This is a genomic window from Actinoplanes sp. CA-015351 (assembly GCF_050955685.1).
GTDB lineage: Bacteria > Actinomycetota > Actinomycetes > Mycobacteriales > Micromonosporaceae > Actinoplanes.
In genome coordinates, this window is record NZ_CP192102.1 from 4,057,928 (window position 1) to 4,073,974 (window position 16,047).

General features: G+C 69.5%; 13 protein-coding genes and 1 riboswitch. Of the genes, 5 read left to right on the forward strand and 8 right to left on the reverse strand.

Annotated elements, in window-relative coordinates; translation table 11 throughout:
• The first annotated feature begins 493 nt into the window (after positions 1 to 493).
• The gene (locus ACQP2E_RS18605) at positions 494 to 1,324 is read left to right on the forward strand and encodes a glycosyltransferase (RefSeq protein ID WP_433833343.1); all 831 of its coding nucleotides are present in this window, start codon (positions 494 to 496) and stop codon (positions 1,322 to 1,324) included.
• A 55-nt stretch (positions 1,325 to 1,379) separates the two neighbouring features.
• Here ACQP2E_RS18605 and ACQP2E_RS18610 read toward each other — a convergent pair whose 3' ends face one another.
• The gene (locus ACQP2E_RS18610) at positions 1,380 to 2,966 is read right to left on the reverse strand and encodes an AMP-binding protein (protein WP_433833345.1); all 1,587 of its coding nucleotides are present in this window, start codon (positions 2,964 to 2,966) and stop codon (positions 1,380 to 1,382) included.
• On the reverse strand, positions 2,966 to 5,914 hold the full coding sequence (locus ACQP2E_RS18615) for a type II toxin-antitoxin system Rv0910 family toxin (protein WP_433833347.1): 2,949 nt from the start codon (positions 5,912 to 5,914) through the stop codon (positions 2,966 to 2,968). The genes ACQP2E_RS18610 and ACQP2E_RS18615 overlap by 1 nt, the downstream gene beginning before the upstream one ends.
• 123 nt (positions 5,915 to 6,037) lie before the next feature.
• Between ACQP2E_RS18615 and ACQP2E_RS18620 the strand changes: the two genes are divergently transcribed.
• From ACQP2E_RS18620 to ACQP2E_RS18635, 4 genes are read left to right on the forward strand one after another with little or no spacing between them, the layout of a single operon-like run.
• Complete coding sequence (locus ACQP2E_RS18620; protein ID WP_433833349.1) at positions 6,038 to 6,673, forward strand: TetR/AcrR family transcriptional regulator; 636 nt, start codon at positions 6,038 to 6,040, stop codon at positions 6,671 to 6,673.
• On the forward strand, positions 6,670 to 7,815 hold the full coding sequence (locus ACQP2E_RS18625; RefSeq protein WP_433833961.1) for an acyl-CoA dehydrogenase family protein: 1,146 nt from the start codon (positions 6,670 to 6,672) through the stop codon (positions 7,813 to 7,815). The genes ACQP2E_RS18620 and ACQP2E_RS18625 overlap by 4 nt, the downstream gene beginning before the upstream one ends.
• 37 nt (positions 7,816 to 7,852) lie before the next feature.
• Positions 7,853 to 8,662: an SAM-dependent methyltransferase gene (locus tag ACQP2E_RS18630; RefSeq protein WP_433833351.1), complete on the forward strand. Its 810-nt coding sequence runs from the start codon at positions 7,853 to 7,855 to the stop codon at positions 8,660 to 8,662.
• A gap of 40 nt (positions 8,663 to 8,702) precedes the next feature.
• Positions 8,703 to 10,679 (forward strand): putative bifunctional diguanylate cyclase/phosphodiesterase, encoded by a 1,977-nt coding sequence (locus tag ACQP2E_RS18635; RefSeq protein WP_433833353.1) that lies wholly within the window; start codon positions 8,703 to 8,705, stop codon positions 10,677 to 10,679.
• On the opposite strand, the gene ACQP2E_RS18640 is transcribed toward ACQP2E_RS18635, so the two are convergent.
• The 6 genes from ACQP2E_RS18640 to mgrA form a co-directional block, all read right to left on the reverse strand.
• Complete coding sequence (locus ACQP2E_RS18640; protein WP_433833355.1) at positions 10,644 to 11,048, reverse strand: MarR family transcriptional regulator; 405 nt, start codon at positions 11,046 to 11,048, stop codon at positions 10,644 to 10,646. The two genes, ACQP2E_RS18635 and ACQP2E_RS18640, sit on opposite strands and share 36 nt — an antisense overlap.
• Before the next feature lie 479 nt (positions 11,049 to 11,527).
• Entirely contained in the window at positions 11,528 to 12,169 is a 642-nt protein-coding gene (locus ACQP2E_RS18645) for a nucleotidyl transferase AbiEii/AbiGii toxin family protein (RefSeq protein ID WP_433833357.1), read from the reverse strand.
• Positions 12,166 to 12,507 (reverse strand): hypothetical protein, encoded by a 342-nt coding sequence (locus tag ACQP2E_RS18650; RefSeq protein ID WP_433833359.1) that lies wholly within the window; start codon positions 12,505 to 12,507, stop codon positions 12,166 to 12,168. The genes ACQP2E_RS18645 and ACQP2E_RS18650 overlap by 4 nt, the downstream gene beginning before the upstream one ends.
• 152 nt (positions 12,508 to 12,659) lie before the next feature.
• Entirely contained in the window at positions 12,660 to 13,415 is a 756-nt protein-coding gene (locus tag ACQP2E_RS18655) for a nucleotidyltransferase domain-containing protein (RefSeq protein WP_433833963.1), read from the reverse strand.
• Positions 13,416 to 14,167: 752 nt separating this feature from the next.
• Positions 14,168 to 14,827 carry a nucleotidyltransferase domain-containing protein gene (locus ACQP2E_RS18660; protein WP_433833361.1) on the reverse strand — a complete coding sequence of 220 codons (660 nt, stop codon included), beginning with the start codon at positions 14,825 to 14,827 and terminating at the stop codon, positions 14,168 to 14,170.
• Positions 14,827 to 15,786 (reverse strand): L-glyceraldehyde 3-phosphate reductase, encoded by a 960-nt coding sequence (mgrA, locus tag ACQP2E_RS18665; protein ID WP_433833965.1) that lies wholly within the window; start codon positions 15,784 to 15,786, stop codon positions 14,827 to 14,829. Before mgrA ends, ACQP2E_RS18660 begins: the two co-directional genes overlap by 1 nt.
• A 95-nt stretch (positions 15,787 to 15,881) precedes the next feature.
• A riboswitch (glycine riboswitch) is annotated at positions 15,882 to 15,970 on the forward strand.
• Positions 15,971 to 16,047 lie beyond the last annotated feature (77 nt).

Sequence of the window (16,047 nt, forward strand, 5' to 3'; positions counted from 1 at the left end):
GGCGAACTCCGAGCCGTAACCGACCTGCGTGGCGATGTGGCGTAACGGCTGGTCGCCGCGGCGCAGCAGGCCGGCTGCCGTGGTCATCCGCCACCGTCCACTCCCGGGCCGGATCGCGGTGCATGGCCCGCACCGCCGTCCCGGTCACCGGGTCGCGCAGCGCTGCCGACCAGCCGGTTGGCTGGCCGCCCGGGTCGCGGTGCAGCCAGCTTCGCAGCACCTGCAAGGGCAGGCTGCTGATCATCGGATGGATAAGGTCCGGTTCCAGTTCGTACGCGCCACACTCGACTTGCCCTACACCGTGGGCTGGGACGTCGCGGGGACCGTCTCGGAGCGGGGATCGGGCCGGGGCGATCGGCCGGCTGGCGATCGGGCTGGCGCGGCACTGTTCGTTTGCGGAGAGTGAGCTGTTAACCGGGTGGACGTTGACCGGGGAAGGCGGCCCGGAGATCCTCATCACAACTTCCGGCGGGGTTGTTTCGAGGAGTGGGTCATGGCTCGGATCACCGTTGTCGTTCCCGCGTTCGACGAGCAGGGCGTGATCGGGCCCTGCCTGGACGCATTGCACGCACAGACCGAACCGGCTGACGAGATCATCGTCGTGGACAACAACTCGGCGGACGGCACCGTCGCGGAGGCGCTGCTGCGCGGTGTGGTCGTGCTGCACGAGGTGCGGCAGGGCGTTCAGCACGCCCGCAACACCGGGTTCGACGCCGCTACCGGCGACCTGATCGTACGGATCGACGCCGACACCCGGCTGCCGCCGAACTACCTGGCCCAGGTGCGGGCGTTCTTCGCCGATCCGGCGGTGGACGCGGCGACCGGCCCGGTCCGGTACTACGACTCGGCCATGCCCGGCGTGGTGGCCCGAGGCGACGCGATGCTGCGCGGCCTGTGCAGTGTCGGCCGCAGCCGCCGCCTCGACTGGGTGTTCGGCGCCAACATGGTGATCCGCCGGACCGCGTGGCAGGCGGTGTCGCCGGCCCTGTGCGTCGCCGAGCACATGCACGAGGACCTGGACCTGGGCATCCACCTGCACCGGGGTGGCCATGCCGTGCACTACGCCCGGATCCTGGTCGCCGAGACGTCCGCGCGCCGCATCCGCAGCGACTACCGCAGTTTCCGGCAGTACCTGCTGATGACCGAGCGCGGGTACGCCGACCACCTGGGCCGGGGCGGCTCGTTCGCCCGGGCGTGGGTGATGGCCCGGGTGCTGCTGATCGGCTACCCGCTGATGCGACGTCTCCACCGTCCGGATGACGAGGCCGGCCGGTGCCGGGTGGCCCGTAAGAACCCGATGGCCGGCCAGGTCGCGGCGCCGTAGCCCACGAAGGGCTCGGCTCGGATTGCTGGGGTGACGGCGAGGCTGCCGCCCCGGCTCAGAGGGGGCCGGTCGGGAGGTCGCGGCGGATCAGTTTGCCGGTGGGGTTGCGGGGGAGCTCCGGCAGGAACACCACGTCGCGGGGGACCTTGTAACGGGCCAGGGATCCGCGTACGTAGTCCTTGATGTCCTGCGCCTCCAGGACCGCACCCTCGACCGGGACCACGAATGCCCGCAGCCGCTTGCCGAACTCCGCGTCGTCCACCCCGATCACCGCCGCTTCCAGCACGTCCTCGCGGGCCGTCAGCAGGTTCTCCACCTCCACGGGATACACGTTCTCGGCGCCCGAGATGATCATGTCGTCGTCCCGGCCGTCGATGAAGAGCAGGCCCTCGGCGTCGAAGTGGCCCTGGTCGCCGGTGGACATGAAGCCGTCGATGACCTGTTTGTGCTGGCCGTCGGTGTAGCCCTCGAAGGGGATGCCGGTACGCACGAACACCCGCCCGATCGTCCCCGGTGTCGTGACGCGAACCCCGTCGGCGTCGAAGAGCGCCACGTGCACGGTGACCGGCGGCTTCCCGACGGTTCCGGGTGCCCGCCGGGACTCGGCCGGCTGGGCCACCGCCGCGACGGCGACCTCGGTGGAGCCGTACACGTTGTAGATGACGTCGCCGAACTGTTCCTGGAAGCGGGCTGTCAGGTCGGGGGCCAGCGCGGACCCGGCCACGAAGACGGACCGCAGCGACGAGGTGTCGTACTTGCCGATGGTCTCGGGGCCGAGCGCGAGGATCCGGGTGAGCATCGTCGGTACCGCGACCAGCATCTCGGCGCGGTGTTCGGCGATGGCGGCCAGGATGCGCTCGGCGTCGAAGCGGCGCAGCAGGATCGCGTGATTGGACAGCGACAGCCCGACGGTCCACGCCCCGAACCCGGTGCTGTGGAACAGCGGCGAGGCGAACACGGCCGCGCCCTGCCGGGGGAACGGGATCCGGTCCGCGATCAGCGCGCTCGCCAGGGGCGACACCTTGGTACGGGGCGCGCCCTTCGGCAACCCGGTCGTGCCGCTGGTCAGGATGATGAAGCCACCCGGCCGGTCCGGCAGCGGCAGCGGGGTGACCGGCCGCCCGGCGGCAAGTTCCTCGATGGTGGTCCCGTTGGAGGAACCCCAGGTCAGGTAACGCGGGATCGTCACCTGCGCGGTCAGGTCGGTGAACTCCTCGTCGTGCAGCAGGACCTTGACCTTCTCCCGCTCGACCACCTGGGCGAGCTGCTGCGGCGCCAGGCCGGTGTTCATCAGCGCGAGCCGCAGCGTCGCCCGGGCGGTCGCGCTGATCGCCAGCAGCAGCCCCCGGTGGTCGCGTGCGAGGACACCGACGACGGACCGGTCCGGCAGGCCGAAGCTCTTCAGCGCGTGCGCGAGCGCGTTGGACTGCGCGTCGAGTTCCCGGTAGGTCAGCGTGCCGCGCTCGTCGGTCAGCGCCGGCGCGTCCGGGTGTTCGGACGCGGCCTTCATGATCAAGGCTGCCTGCGGGCCGAGCTTGCCGTTGGTGGAGGCCATCTTCAGCAGCCGGTCGGGGCGCGTCAGGTTGACGATGCCGATCTGGTGCATCCGCAGGACCGCGTGCAGGTGCTCGAGCGTGCTCATCAGAAGCCCTTCCATCGGGGGGTTCGGCCTTCGGCGTAGGCGCGGATTCCCTCCACGGCATCCGCGGAGCCGATCACCTCGCCGGCTATGTCGGAGAGACGGTCGAAGGCTTCCGCGGTGTTCCAGTCGCGGTGCTCGTCGACGATGCGCTTGGAGAGCAGGACGGCGAGGGGAGCGTTGGCGGCGATCTCCTGCGCCAGTTCGATCGCGATCTCCAGGGCCTTGCCGGGTGAGGTCACCCGGTTGACGAGGCCGAGGTCGTGCAGGCGCCGGGCCGGCAGCGGCGCGCCGGTCAGAGCCAGTTCCAGGGCGGTGCTGCGGGGCAGTGACCGGGCCAGCCGGAGCACACCGCCGGCCGCCGCGACCAGGCCCCGCTTCACCTTGGGGATGCCGAACTGGGCATCCTCGGCGGCGACGATCAGGTCGGCCGCGAGGGCGAGTTCGCAGCCGCCGGCGAGTGCGGCGCCCTCGACCGCGGCGATCAGCGGCTTGCGCGGCGGCCGGGCGGTGATGCCGAGCAGGCCGCGACCCTCGGTGATCGGGTATTCGCCGCGAGCGGCCGCCTTGAGATCCATTCCGGAGCAGAAGGCGGTATCACTTCCGGTCAGCACGGCGACCCGGGCGGACGGGTCGGCCTCGAGGTCGTCGACGGCGCGTTCCAGCGCGCGAGCGGTGGCCAGGTCGATCGCGTTGCGCACCGCGGGCCGGTTGAGCCGCAGGACGGTCACCGGTCCGTGCCGTTCGACGATCAGCGGCGGCTCGGCGGGAGCGGGAAGCGGCGACCACGAGGCCGCACCGACGGACACGCCGTCAGCGGTGAACGACAGTGTCCAGCCGAGCGGGTCCGATGACAGCAACCTCGCGATCAGCTCGCGGTCCGTGACCCGCCGCACCACCCGGGAGCCGTCCGGCGCGATAGCGGTGATCACCGCGGCAGATGGTGATCCGGATCGGTCATAGGGGACCGTGAAGGCCTCCAGGACGGCCGGCCCGGCGTAGGACTCCAGCACCCGGCGTGCGGGCGGGCGATCCATCCGCGCATCGGCGTCGATGTCCGCATAGAGCTGGGCGGGTGGCTGGGCCGAGAACACGCCTACGGCATGCTTTGTCACATACCACCCGAGCGCATTGGCCAGGCCGAACGCTTCCGGCTCAGACCGCAACAAGGGTACGAGATTGACAATTGAATGCCCCGAGTAATTGTTGCCCGGCCCTCCGGCGAAGGTGAGCCCACCGGTGACCGTCAGCTGCCGATCGAGCGGCAGGCCCAACTCCTCAGCCGCGATCTCCACTGCCGAGGGGAAGCAGGCGTAAAGGTCGACATGCGAAATATCGGAGATGTCTAGGCGGGCATGACCCAGGGCGGCCTGCCCGGCCGCTCGAATAGCCGGCGACGCCGCCAAGTCAGACCGCTCGGAAACGAACCATTCGTCGGTGGCGTGCGCCCCGGCGTGCGGGAAAACCCACCGGTCCTGCGGAATTCCCGCGTCAACCGCCGCCGCGGCACTGCACAGAATGACGCCGGTCGCCTGATTCACCTGCAGGTGAGCCGTCAGCAATTTCGGATAGGGCGCCGAAATGGGCCGGTTCTCCTCGGAAATTGCCGCCAGCGATGCCCCGTCACGCCGTTCCGGAAGCCAGGCGAACGGATTGCCCGCCGCCACGTCGGAGAACCGCGACCACAGCGAGGTGATTCGCTCCTGGTGGTCAGAAGCGGACAGGCCCAGTTTCCCGCGCACCGCCGACTCGATCAGCGCGTACAGGTAGATCGGCGCGACGAGTCCGGCCGCCGTCTCGGACTCGTTGTTGGGTTCACGATCGAGACCGACGACCCGGCTGGGCGTGGTGCCCTCCGGCTGGTCCGGCCAGCCCAGCTCGCGCCCGGCCTTCTCGGCGGCGGCCGCGGTGGCGGCAGCCTCCGCCCCACCGACCAGAACGATCGTCGCGTGTCCGGAAGCGATCGTCGCGGCCGCGTCGTTGATCAGCCTCAGGCCGCCGTCGCCGCCGAACGTGCTGCTGCGCACCGTCTCGGCCGGCCGCGCCCCGACGGCCGAGGCGATCAGGGCGGCGCCGTCCGGGTACTGCCACGACACGCTCGGCACGTAGGCGACCGAGTCCGCCGACGACAGCAGCCCGGCGGCGCCGCTGTCCTGCTCCGCCGCGTGCAGCGCACGGACGGCGAGAGAGACCGGGTCGGCGCCGAGCGGATCGGTGGACCGCTCGGACACCTGACCCACGCCGACGATCACCGGCGTCCACGCGTCGATCTCCCTCCCGGTCCGCTCGTGGCGAACCGGCGCGGGTTTGGGGGGAAGCGGCCTGGGAACCGCGATCTTCGGTGCGGGCTCAGGCGCCCGCGACCGAGAAGGACCAGAAGGACGTGACGGCGAGCCGGCCACCGCACTCAGACGGGCCAAGGACTTCGTCATCGCGTCGGCCAGGTTGCGGGCCACCATCGGGCCGAGTGGCCCGTCGGCTGATCCGCCCTCGACTCCGCCGTCGATCCGGACGAGAGTCCCGGTCCCGCCTGCCCCGAGCGGCACGGAACCGAGCGACAGGTAGAGCCCGACGATGATCCCCATCGGTCCGGTTCCGTCGAGCCAGATCGAGCTCGGTACGCGTACCCCAGAGGCCGTCCAACGCACCTCGGTGGGCATGCCCATGAGCGTGACGCGCTGCGCGAAGCGCGCGCCGTCAGTGATCGCAGCCGGCGGCGCGCCCACCCAGCCGGTGTGCATCATCAGCCAGTCCGCCATCCGGGCCGGGTCGGCGAGAACCGCGAAGACGGCGTCGGGCGAGGCGGGGATCGCCACGGAGGCGGCGTACGGGTACTTCAGGTCACGGGGCGGCGGCGTGAGGTCCGCCGCGGTGGTGGCCGGTCGCGCGCGCCGGGGCAGCGCCGACGCGGCGACCGCGCGGAGCATGGCGAGGCGCTGACGAGCGGGCATAGACGACTCCCTAACAGTCTGGCGTGACGGTAAGCGAGTGACGGCGGTCACCACAAGACCCGTCTTGACGCGGGGGAAATCCGCAGTGGACCGAACTAACAGTCAAGTCGTACGGTATTCGGCGTGACTTTGGAACAAGGCCGGCGCACTCAGGCCCAGCGCAGCGAAGCGACAAGATCGAAGATCTTGGACGCCACCGTGCAGTGCCTGGTCGAGCGGGGGTACGCCGAAACCACCACGGCCGAGGTCCTGGCCAGGGCGGACGTGCCCCGGGGCACGCTGCTGCACCACTTCCCGACGAAGGTGGACCTGCTGGTCGCGGCCGTGCAGCACGTGGCCCGCCGGCGCCTCGACGGGCTGGCCGCCGAGGTCGCCGCGATGCCTGCCGGCGCCGGATCCCTGGATGACTTCATCGACGCCGTCTGGCGGCATTTCTCGTCGCCGATCTTCTGGGCGGCGCTGGAACTCTGGAACGCCGCGCGTACCGACGCCGCCGTGCGCGACGCGCTGGTCGCGGTCGAGAAGGAGATCTTCGGGACGCTGCGGGCGCACGCCCGCGACCTGCTCGACGACGACCCACGCGTGGACACGGTCGTGCATTTCACGTTCGAGGTGCTCACCGGCCTCGCCATGACCGGCATCGTCAGCGGCGACCTGGCGAGCCGCGAGATGCTGATCCGCCGCTGGAAGCGGGCCGCCGCGATCCTGCTGGGACGCCGTGACCCGGACACCCTTGTGGAAAACCTCCGAAGGAGCTGAGCATGATCGAAACCGCGGAACGCACGGCGCTGGCGGCGGCGATGAGGCAGTTCGTCAGCCGCGAGATCTTCCCGAACCTGCCCGGCTGGGAACGCGACGGGCAGATCCCGCGCGAGGTGCACCGGGAGATCGCGAAGGCCGGTCTGTTCGCCGTCGGGTTCGCCGAGGATATCGGCGGCGACGGCGGCGACACACTGGACATGGTGATCGCCACCGAGGCGTTCCTCGAGGCCGGCGGCTCGTCCGGCGCGCACGCGGCGCTGTTCACCCACGGGATCGCGCTGCCGCACATCATCGCCAGCGGCGACCAGGATCTGATCGAACGGTTCGTGCGGCCCGCCCTGGCCGGTGAGCGGGTCTGCTCGCTCGGCATCACCGAGCCCGACGCCGGCTCCGACGTGGCCCACCTGCGCACCACCGCGGTACGCGACGGCGACGACTACGTGGTCAACGGCGCGAAGATGTTCATCACCTCCGGGATCCGGGCCGACTTCGTGACGACGGCCGTGCGTACCGGCGGGCCGGGCGCGTCCGGCATCAGCCTGCTCGTCATCGAGCGGGACACGCCCGGTTTCACGGTGTCCCGGAAACTCGACAAGATGGGCTGGCTCTGCTCGGACACCGCGGAGCTGTCGTTCGTCGACTGCCGGGTGCCGGCCCGTAATCTGGTCGGGGCGGAGAACGGCGGGTTCCAGCTCATCGGCCAGGTCTTCGTCCCGGAGCGGATCATCGCGGCGGTGCACGCGTACTCGGTCGCCCAGCGTTGTCTCGATATTTCCCTGGAGTACACCCGGCAGCGCGAGACATTCGGCAAGCCGCTCATCGCACGGCAGGTCGTGCAGCACAAACTCGTGCAGATGAGGCAGCGCATCGAGCTTTCTCGGGCGTACACCAGGGAAGTGGCCCGGCGGCATGCCGCCGGAGAGTTCGTCGCGGGTGAGGTTTGCCTGGCGAAGAACGCGGCGGTCGAGACCTGCAAATACGTCGTCGACGAGGCGGTGCAGCTGCACGGCGGAATGGGGTACATGCGGGAGAGCGAAGTGGAGCGGCATTACCGCGACACCCGCATCCTCGGCATCGGCGCGGGAGCAACCGAGGTGATGACCGACCTCGCCGCAAAGATTTTCGGGTACGGTCGTTGATCGATACCGTGTGATCTGTCGATGTGAGGGGTCCATCGTGACGGAAACGACCGACTGGGTGCCGGCCGGCATCGACGTGAATCGGCCCAGTGCCGCCCGCGTCTACGATTATTTTCTCGGCGGTGCGCACAATTTCGCCGTCGACCGGGCGCTCGCCGAACAGATCGCGTCGATGACCCCGAACATCGGTGAGACCATGCGCTCCAACCGGGTTTTCCTGCGCCGGGCCGTGCGATTCCTGGCCGAGCAGGGCGTCCGGCAGTTCCTCGACATCGGATCCGGCATCCCGACGGCCGGCAACGTGCACGAGATCGCCCTGGACGCGGCACCCGGCTCCCGAGTGGTTTATGTCGACATCGATCCGGTCGCCGTCGAGCACAGCCGGGCCATCCTGTCCGGCGTCGGCGGCACCGGGGTGATCTGTGCCGACGTCCGCGACGCCGACCGGATCATCGCGGAGAGCGAGAAGCTCGGCCTCATCGACTTCGCCGAGCCCGTCGCCGTGCTGCTCGCCGGGGTGCTGCACTTCGTGCCGGACAGCGACGACCCCGGCGCGGCGGTCGCGGCCCTGCGCGACGCCCTCGTGCCGGGCAGCTACCTGCTGATCTCGCACGCCACCGGTGACGGCCAGCCACCCGAGGTGATCGAGGCGCAGCGGCTGTCGTCGCGTACCGGCACCGAGATCGCGCTGCGGACCGGCGAGGAGGTCACCGCGTACTTCAGCGGGTTTGATCTGGTGGAACCGGGTCTGGTGTTCATTCCGCAGTGGCGACCCGACGCGCAGGACCCGGTCGACGAGCATCCGGAGCGGGTCGGTGCGTACGCCGGCGTGGCGCGCAAGGGCTGAGGTGCTGGCGCGGCGCTGGCGGCGCGAGCTGACTCGCTCGATGTTCGTGCCTCTCGACTCGTCGGAACTGGACGCGTTGCTGGAGCGGCTCGCCGGGATGTTGCCCGTCGACCCCGCGGGCGTCGGCGCTGCGATGGTCGACGCCCACTTGACCGACCCCGTGGTGCTCGAGGCAACAATCCGGATATTGGACGATAAATCGGTGGCAGCCGCGGTGGCCGCCGGTTACGCCCGCGCCTTGCGCGCCGCCACCATGGCCGAGCAGGAACGGCTCAACGCGGCGGTGCTCGCCGCCCACGCCACCGCCGAGCGTGCCCTGCGCAGCAGCGAGTCCCGGATGCGGGCGGTCTTCCAGAACGCCGCCGTCGGCATCGGGATCAGCACGATGGACGGGCAGATAGTCCGGGTCAACCAGGCCTTCGCCGACCTGCTCGGGTACACGGTCGACCAGATGTCCACGTTGCGGGTGCCCGACCTCGGGCACCCCAGCGACCCGCCGCACATGTGGCAGCTCTACGAGGAGCTGGTCGCCGGCAAACGGGATTTCGTCCGGCTGGAGAAGGCGTACTACCGTACCGACGGCGGGGTTGTCTGGACCGACATGACCTCGTCGCTGATCCGGGACGAGGACGGCGCGCCCGAGTTCACCATCGCCATGGTGCAGGACATCACCGACCGGCTACGCCTGCAGGACCGCCTCGAGCACCAGGCCACCCATGATCCGCTGACCGGGCTGCCGAACCGGGCCATGATCGCCGAACGTCTCCAGCGGATCTTCGACAACGCCGGGCCGGAAGCCCGGGTGGGCGTCTGCTTCCTCGACCTCGACGGCTTCAAACGGATCAACGACACCCTCGGCCACCGGTTCGGCGACGACCTGCTGGTCACGGTCGCGCACCGCCTCGTCGCCTGCACGTCCGGGCCGCGCCGGATCGCCGGGCGGATGAGCGGTGACGAGTTCGTGCTGCTCGTCGAGAACCCGGCCGGGCCCGCGGAGCTGACCAGCCTCGCCCAGACGGTGCTGAAGTCGCTGTCCCGGCCGTACCAGCTCGGCCAGCACCGCACCCGGCTCTCGGCCAGCATCGGCGTGGTGGAGAGCGCCGTGGCGGAGACCAGTCCGGCCGAGCTGATGAAAGCCGCCGACCTGACGCTCTACGTCGCGAAGTCCGAGGGTCGCGGGCGGTACGTCACCTACGACGCCGACCGGGACGCCCGGCAGGCCGCCCGGTACGAACTCGCCGCCGCCATGCCGGATGCTCTCGACCGGCGGGAGTTCAGCCTCGTCTACCAGCCACTGGTCTCCCTCGCCGACGGCGGGCTCAACGGTGTCGAAGCGCTGGTGCGCTGGCAGCACCCGGTGCACGGCGAACTCAGCCCGGACGCGTTCATCCCGCTCGCCGAGGAGACCGGTGTCATTCTCGCGCTCGGGCGGTGGGTCCTCGAGGAGGCGTGCGCGCAGGCCGCTCTCTGGGCCCGGGATTTCCCGGACGCCCAGCTGTCGGTCAGCGTCAACATGACCGTTTCGCAGGTCCACGAGCCGACGCTGCCGTCGGACGTCGACAAGGTTCTTGCGCGTACCGGTCTTGATCCGTCGCTGCTCGTGCTCGAACTGACCGAGAGCGTGGTGATGGACAACGACTCGGCGCCGTTGCGCGCACTCGCCGACCGAGGCATCCGCCTCGCGATCGACGACTTCGGTACGGGATATTCGAACCTCGCCTACCTGCGCCGGCTGCCGGTGCACATCCTGAAGCTGGCCGGGCAATTCGTCGACGGGCTGTCCTCGGCCTCCGTGGTCGACCAGCAGATCGTGGAGACGATCGTGCGGCTGGCCCATGCGATCGGGCTGTCCGTGACCGCCGAGGCGGTGGAGACGCAGCCGCAGGCGGACCGGCTTCGTGATCTGGGCTGTGACACCGGGCAGGGGTGGCTGTTCGCCCGGCCGCAGCGAGCGCCGGAGATCACCGAGCTGCTGCGGCGCTCACGAGACGTTGCGGATCATCTGCTGCAGCACTGACAGGGCCTGCTGGTACGCGGCGTCCGGGATGCCGTGGTGGATCCGGGCGGTGACCTCGGGCAGGTGCCGGCGGAGGGTGTCGCAGGCTTCGCGGCCGGCCGTGGTGATCCGGAGGCGGCCGTGGCGGTCCACAGTGATGTGCTTGTGGTCGAGGAGGAGCTCGGCTTCGGCGGCGAGGTCGCCGGTGCTTCCCAGATCGCGTTTCAGCTCGAATATCGTCCGGCCGTCGTTCTCGGTCAGCGCGCAGAGCAGGCAGAACTGGGGTTGCGTGAGCCCTAGTTCGGCCTGGCGGGCTTGGCTGAACGCGATCAGTGCGTCATGCGCCACGCCTGCCCAGTAGGCGGCCGGATCCACCACGGGATCGTTCATGCCGCGAACGATAGGACCTGAAGCTCAGTTGAGGTCAACCGGTCGATTCCGTGCGGCTGTCGGGTGGTGCGGGGGCGGGACTGGCCTCCATGGTCGGCCGACGCGGGGCTTGACGGGTTTCGGCGTGGTTAGCGCGGTGCTTCACCGGTTCGGGCGTGGTGAGCGGGGTGCTCCGCGGTTCGGGCGTGGTGAGCGGGGTGCTTCGTGGATCTTGTGGAGTTCGGCGAACCGTTTGCGCGTTACTCCGCAAGATCGGCTCGGCTCGTTCGATCTTGTGGAGTTGTGCGGGCACGTCTGCGGGGAAGTCCACAAGATCCACGCGGGGGCGGGGCGGCGCCGGGCAGGGCAGCCCGGCTTGACCTGGCCCGGCTTGACCTGGCCCGGCTTGACCTGGCCCGGCTCGACCTGGCCCGGCTTGGCGACCGAAGTGGGAGTCGCGGACAGCGGACAGCGGAACTAGCCTGCGCTGACCCGTACCCTCAGGATCTTGGCCAGTCGGACAAGCGTGACCGAAGGTCGGAGATCGCGCTCGCATCGAGCCCATAAAGGGCGAACCGCGCGTCATCCAGCCGGTCGAGATAGCGACCGGCGTCCGCGATGTCCTCCGGGTCCAGGGCGGGATCGGCCGCGTGCGCCAGCCGCATGATCTGATCCAGGGGATAGCGCTCCAGCGCCGCTGCGACGTCGATGTAGTCGCGGACCTCCCGACGGTTGACCAGGGCGGCGACTTTGGTGGCTACCAGGTCGTCGAGGTGCATGACCGGGCCTACGTCCATCACCACCGGGGCGCGGTGGCGGTCGAGCCGGCAGAGGGTGAGGCGCAGTGCGCGGGAGTCGCCGGCTACCAAGAACTCCTGGATGTCGGTGTCCATGCCGGCGAACAGTTCGTCGCCCTCCTCGCGGACCACGCGGTATCCCGCCGCGGTCAGCGCCGCCGTCACCTCGCCGGCCGCGGCACGCACGCCGCCGGCCGTGTCGGTGAACAGGTCGATGTCCTCGGTGGGGCGGGCCACCAAGCCGTTGACCAGCCAGGCCACGCCGCCGCCGAGGACGAAACCGTGTTTGTCCGCTACCGCTAGAGCGATTCTGGCGATGTCGGAAAAGAAGTCGTCGACGCTCACGCGGTTACGTGAGTGCGCAGCCGGGGATGGCGCGCTTCCCATGCGGCGCGGACCGCGCGCGGCACATTGAGCTCCGGCCACAACCGGGCAAGTGTCGGGCCGTCCAAATAATTTCGCAGCTCATCGGCGCGAATTGCCTCGCGGAGCACGTTCTCATACATCCACAACAGCATCGTGTGCTGACTGAGATCGAACGCGCGCTGCGGATGCCACCAAAGGCGCAGTGGCAACTCGACAAGGCCGGATGTCGGGCCGCGCAACTCGCTGAGTGTCCCTGCCACGACGACCGGCCGGTGCGGTCGGGCCAGGTGCATCACGGGGGCTGCGCTCGCGGACATGCCCTCAGCGTAAACCGGCACAACCCCGGAAAGGCAAGCCCCTAGGTTCCTAGGATGCTTTACGGGTGTGTTTTCGCAATGGCACCGGCTGGCTCGCACTGCTGTTTCCAGCGACGGAAGACAGACGGAAACAGCAGTGCGAGCCAGCCGGATTAACTGCGGGCGTCGAGGCGGGTTCGGACCACCAGGTCGTGCAATGCGGATACCGCCGCGGAATTCGGCTGCTCGGGCAGCGACGACGAATCGCGCGCTTCCTCCAGTGCCGCCCTGAGCCGCGCGATGTCCGTTGCCAGCCGTGGCGTTGTTTCTTCCGGCAGCGGGCCGTGTTCCGCCTGCCGTTTCAGTGCTATCAGGTCCGGCACATAGGCCAGATCTGACCCGAGTACACCCAGATTCGTCTCCAGCTGACCGGTTTTCATCAGGTGGATGCCGGTCAGCAGCACCCGCAGGGTGTACAGCGCCGGTTTCAGCTCGCCGGTCCGCTGATAAAGCTTCTCCTGGGTGGCCGCGAACCCGAGGTAGTGGTGCGCATGGTGCCTGGTGATCAGATCACCGGCGATGGCGGTCAGCTCGGCGTGCACTCCGGTGGTGACGACGACGAGCGGGGAGAGGAGCTGCTCCAGGACGTACCCGTTGCGGCTGTTGAGCATCCGCGCGAACTTGAGCAGATCGTGACTGACCACATCCAGCTCGACGCCGTCGCGCAGACCCTCGTGCTGCACCGTCTCCGGCCCGGTGCGCAGCCCGACGACCTCGGCGGCCGGCAGCAGGTGGGCGGCACGCAGGTCCAGGTCGGAGTCGACCGAGGCGAAACCGTAGAGGTGCGCGCCACTCACGGTCGCGAAGATCAGTGGATACGGCAGCGCGGTGGCGGTCTCACCGGCCCACTCCGGCACGTCGACGGTCACTCTCAGTTCCAGACCTTTCGGGTACGCGTAAAGCACGCTGATCCGCAGAGGGTATGCGGCGGTCGTCGGCTCACCGATCGTTCTCGGACAGCGTCGGTGTCAGCCGGGGGCGGGGTGGGCGTGGGTGAACGCTATGCCGGACTACCAGTCCGTGACCAGCGATATTCGGGGTGCTCGGGTGTCTTCCGCCGGAGCAGGAGCCCACTGTGTGCTCCTGGCGGTGCTGTGTGAGCGCCCACTGTGTGCTCCTGGCAGTGCTGTGTGAGCGCCCACCGTGTGCTCCTGGCAGTGCTGTGTGAGCGCCCACCGTGTGCTCCTGGTGTTGCTGCACGAGAGACCACCGTGTGCCCTTGGCATCGCTTCGCCTTGGATCTTGAGCGATTTCTGCCCCTCGGAGGTAGAAGATCGCTCAAGATCCGCAGGGTGTCGCTCGGTGGGCGGCTGGCGGGCGGCGCGGCAAGGTGGCGGCGCGGCGCGGCGCGGGGTGGCGCGGTGGCGCGGTGGCGCGGTGGCGTGGGCGGTGGCGGGGTGCAGAACGGGGCGGGCGTGGGCGGTGGCGGGGTGCAGAGCGCCGCGGGCGTGGCGGGGTGGCGCGGTGGAGGGGTGCAGAACGCGGAGGGGTGCGGGGCGTGGCGTGGCGGCGCCGGGGCGGGGCGGGGCGGCACCCCGGTGGCGTCGGGCGGGCACCCCGGTGGCGCCGGGCGGGCACCCCGGCGGCGCCGGGCGGGCGCCGGGCGCCGGCCCCCGGTGGGTCAGTGCAGGTTGGCTTCTCTGATGGTGGACAGCAGGTGGTTGACGGCGGGGCGGTCGGGGGACTCCGGCAACCGGGAATCCTCCGCCGCGGTCTCCAGGTCGGCCAGCAGCTGCGCTGACCACCTGACCACCTCCGGCCAGGACAGCGAATTGTGCTTCACCGCCAGCAGGCGGTCCCGTAACCCGGCCACGTTCACCAGCACCTCGCCGGTTCGCAGGACGTGGGCGCCCGCCACCAGCAGGCGGATCATGTGCATGGCCTGCTTGCCGTTGGTCTCGCCGGTCCGCTCCCGGCGCGCGGCGACCCGTTTCAGCTGGTCACGGGCGTAGTTGCCGTAGGTCTCGAAGACGCGCCGGGACAGGAACGCCTGCCTTGCCTCGAGCAGCGCCGAACCGTCCGGCGACACCGACTCGACCAGCGGTGACCAGAGCACCTCCAGGACCGTCGGATTGGCCTGCAGCGCTAGCTCGCAGAACCGTTCGATCTCCCAGTTGAACTCCTCGGCGCGGGGGCCGTCGAAGTGTGTCGGGGGCTTGTCCAGGGTCCAGAACGCGCGGGTCGGTGCCACGAACACGCCCCGCCGGTCGTGGTCGGAGCCGGCTACGTCGAGCCCGTAGGCCCGGGAGCCGACCACGACCGACAGTGCGATGTCGTACATCAGAGTTCGATGACCGTGCCGTCGATGTCGTCGAGCTCCTCGGCGGTGAGCTCGGGACCGTTGAGGGCGGCGATGTTGTTCTCCAGCTGTCCGACGCTGGAAGCGCCGATGATCAGGCTGGTCATCCGCGGGTCGCGCAGCGCCCAGGACAGGGCCAGCTGGGCGAGGGACTGCCCGCGTTTCGTGGCGATGTCGTTGAGGGCGTGCAGCCGCTCCATCGTCTTGTTGTCCAGCGCGCTCTCGTTCAGGAAGACGCTGGTCCGGATCCGGGAGTCCTCCGGGATGCCGGTGAGGTAGCGGTCGGTCAGCAGACCCTGCTGCAGCGGGCTGAACGCGATGCAGCCGGCGCCGACCTCCTCCAGCGTGTCCAGCAGGTGGTCGTGCTCGATCCAGCGGTTCAGGATCGAATACGACGGCTGGTGGATCAGCAACGGCGTGCCCAGCGAACGCAGCAACCGGGCGATTTCAGCTGCTTCAGCCGACTTGTAGTTAGAAATTCCGATATAAAGCGCTTTACCCGAACGCACCACAGCGTCCAACGCCGACGCAGTCTCCTCCAGCGGCGTCGAAGGGTCCGGCCGGTGGTGGTAGAAGATGTCGACGTAGTCCAGCCCGAGCCGCCTCAGCGACTGGTCCAGCGACGACACCAGGTACTTCCGTGATCCCCAGTCGCCGTACGGCCCGTCCCACATCGTGTAGCCGGCCTTGGTGGAGATGACCAGCTCGTCGCGGTACGGGGCGAGGTCGGACGACAGCAGCTCGCCGAAGTTCGACTCCGCGCTGCCGGGCGGCGGGCCGTAGTTGTTGGCCAGGTCGAAGTGGGTGACACCGAGGTCGAAGGCGCGCCGGACGATCTCACGCTGAGTGGAAAGACCACGGGTGTCACCGAAGTTGTGCCAGAGGCCGAGCGAGATGGCGGGGAGCTTGAGGCCGCTGCGACCGGCACGCCGGTAGGTCATCGAGTCGTAGCGGGCGGAATCAGGGGTGTACGTCACAGACCACACCCTAGGACTGTGATCCAACCGGGTGTGCGCTGGTAGGTTGGCTTCAGCTGGCTACCCGCGCGGGAGAGACCGGCAAGCTCGGCGCCGAAGGGGCAAATCCTCCCCGGAACCTCTCAGGCAAAAGGACCGCGTGGGCAGGCGACTCTGAAATGCCGCAGTCTGGGTATGACAGAGGGGGAGGTTGTTCGTCGACCTTTCTCACGCCTCTGGAGTCGC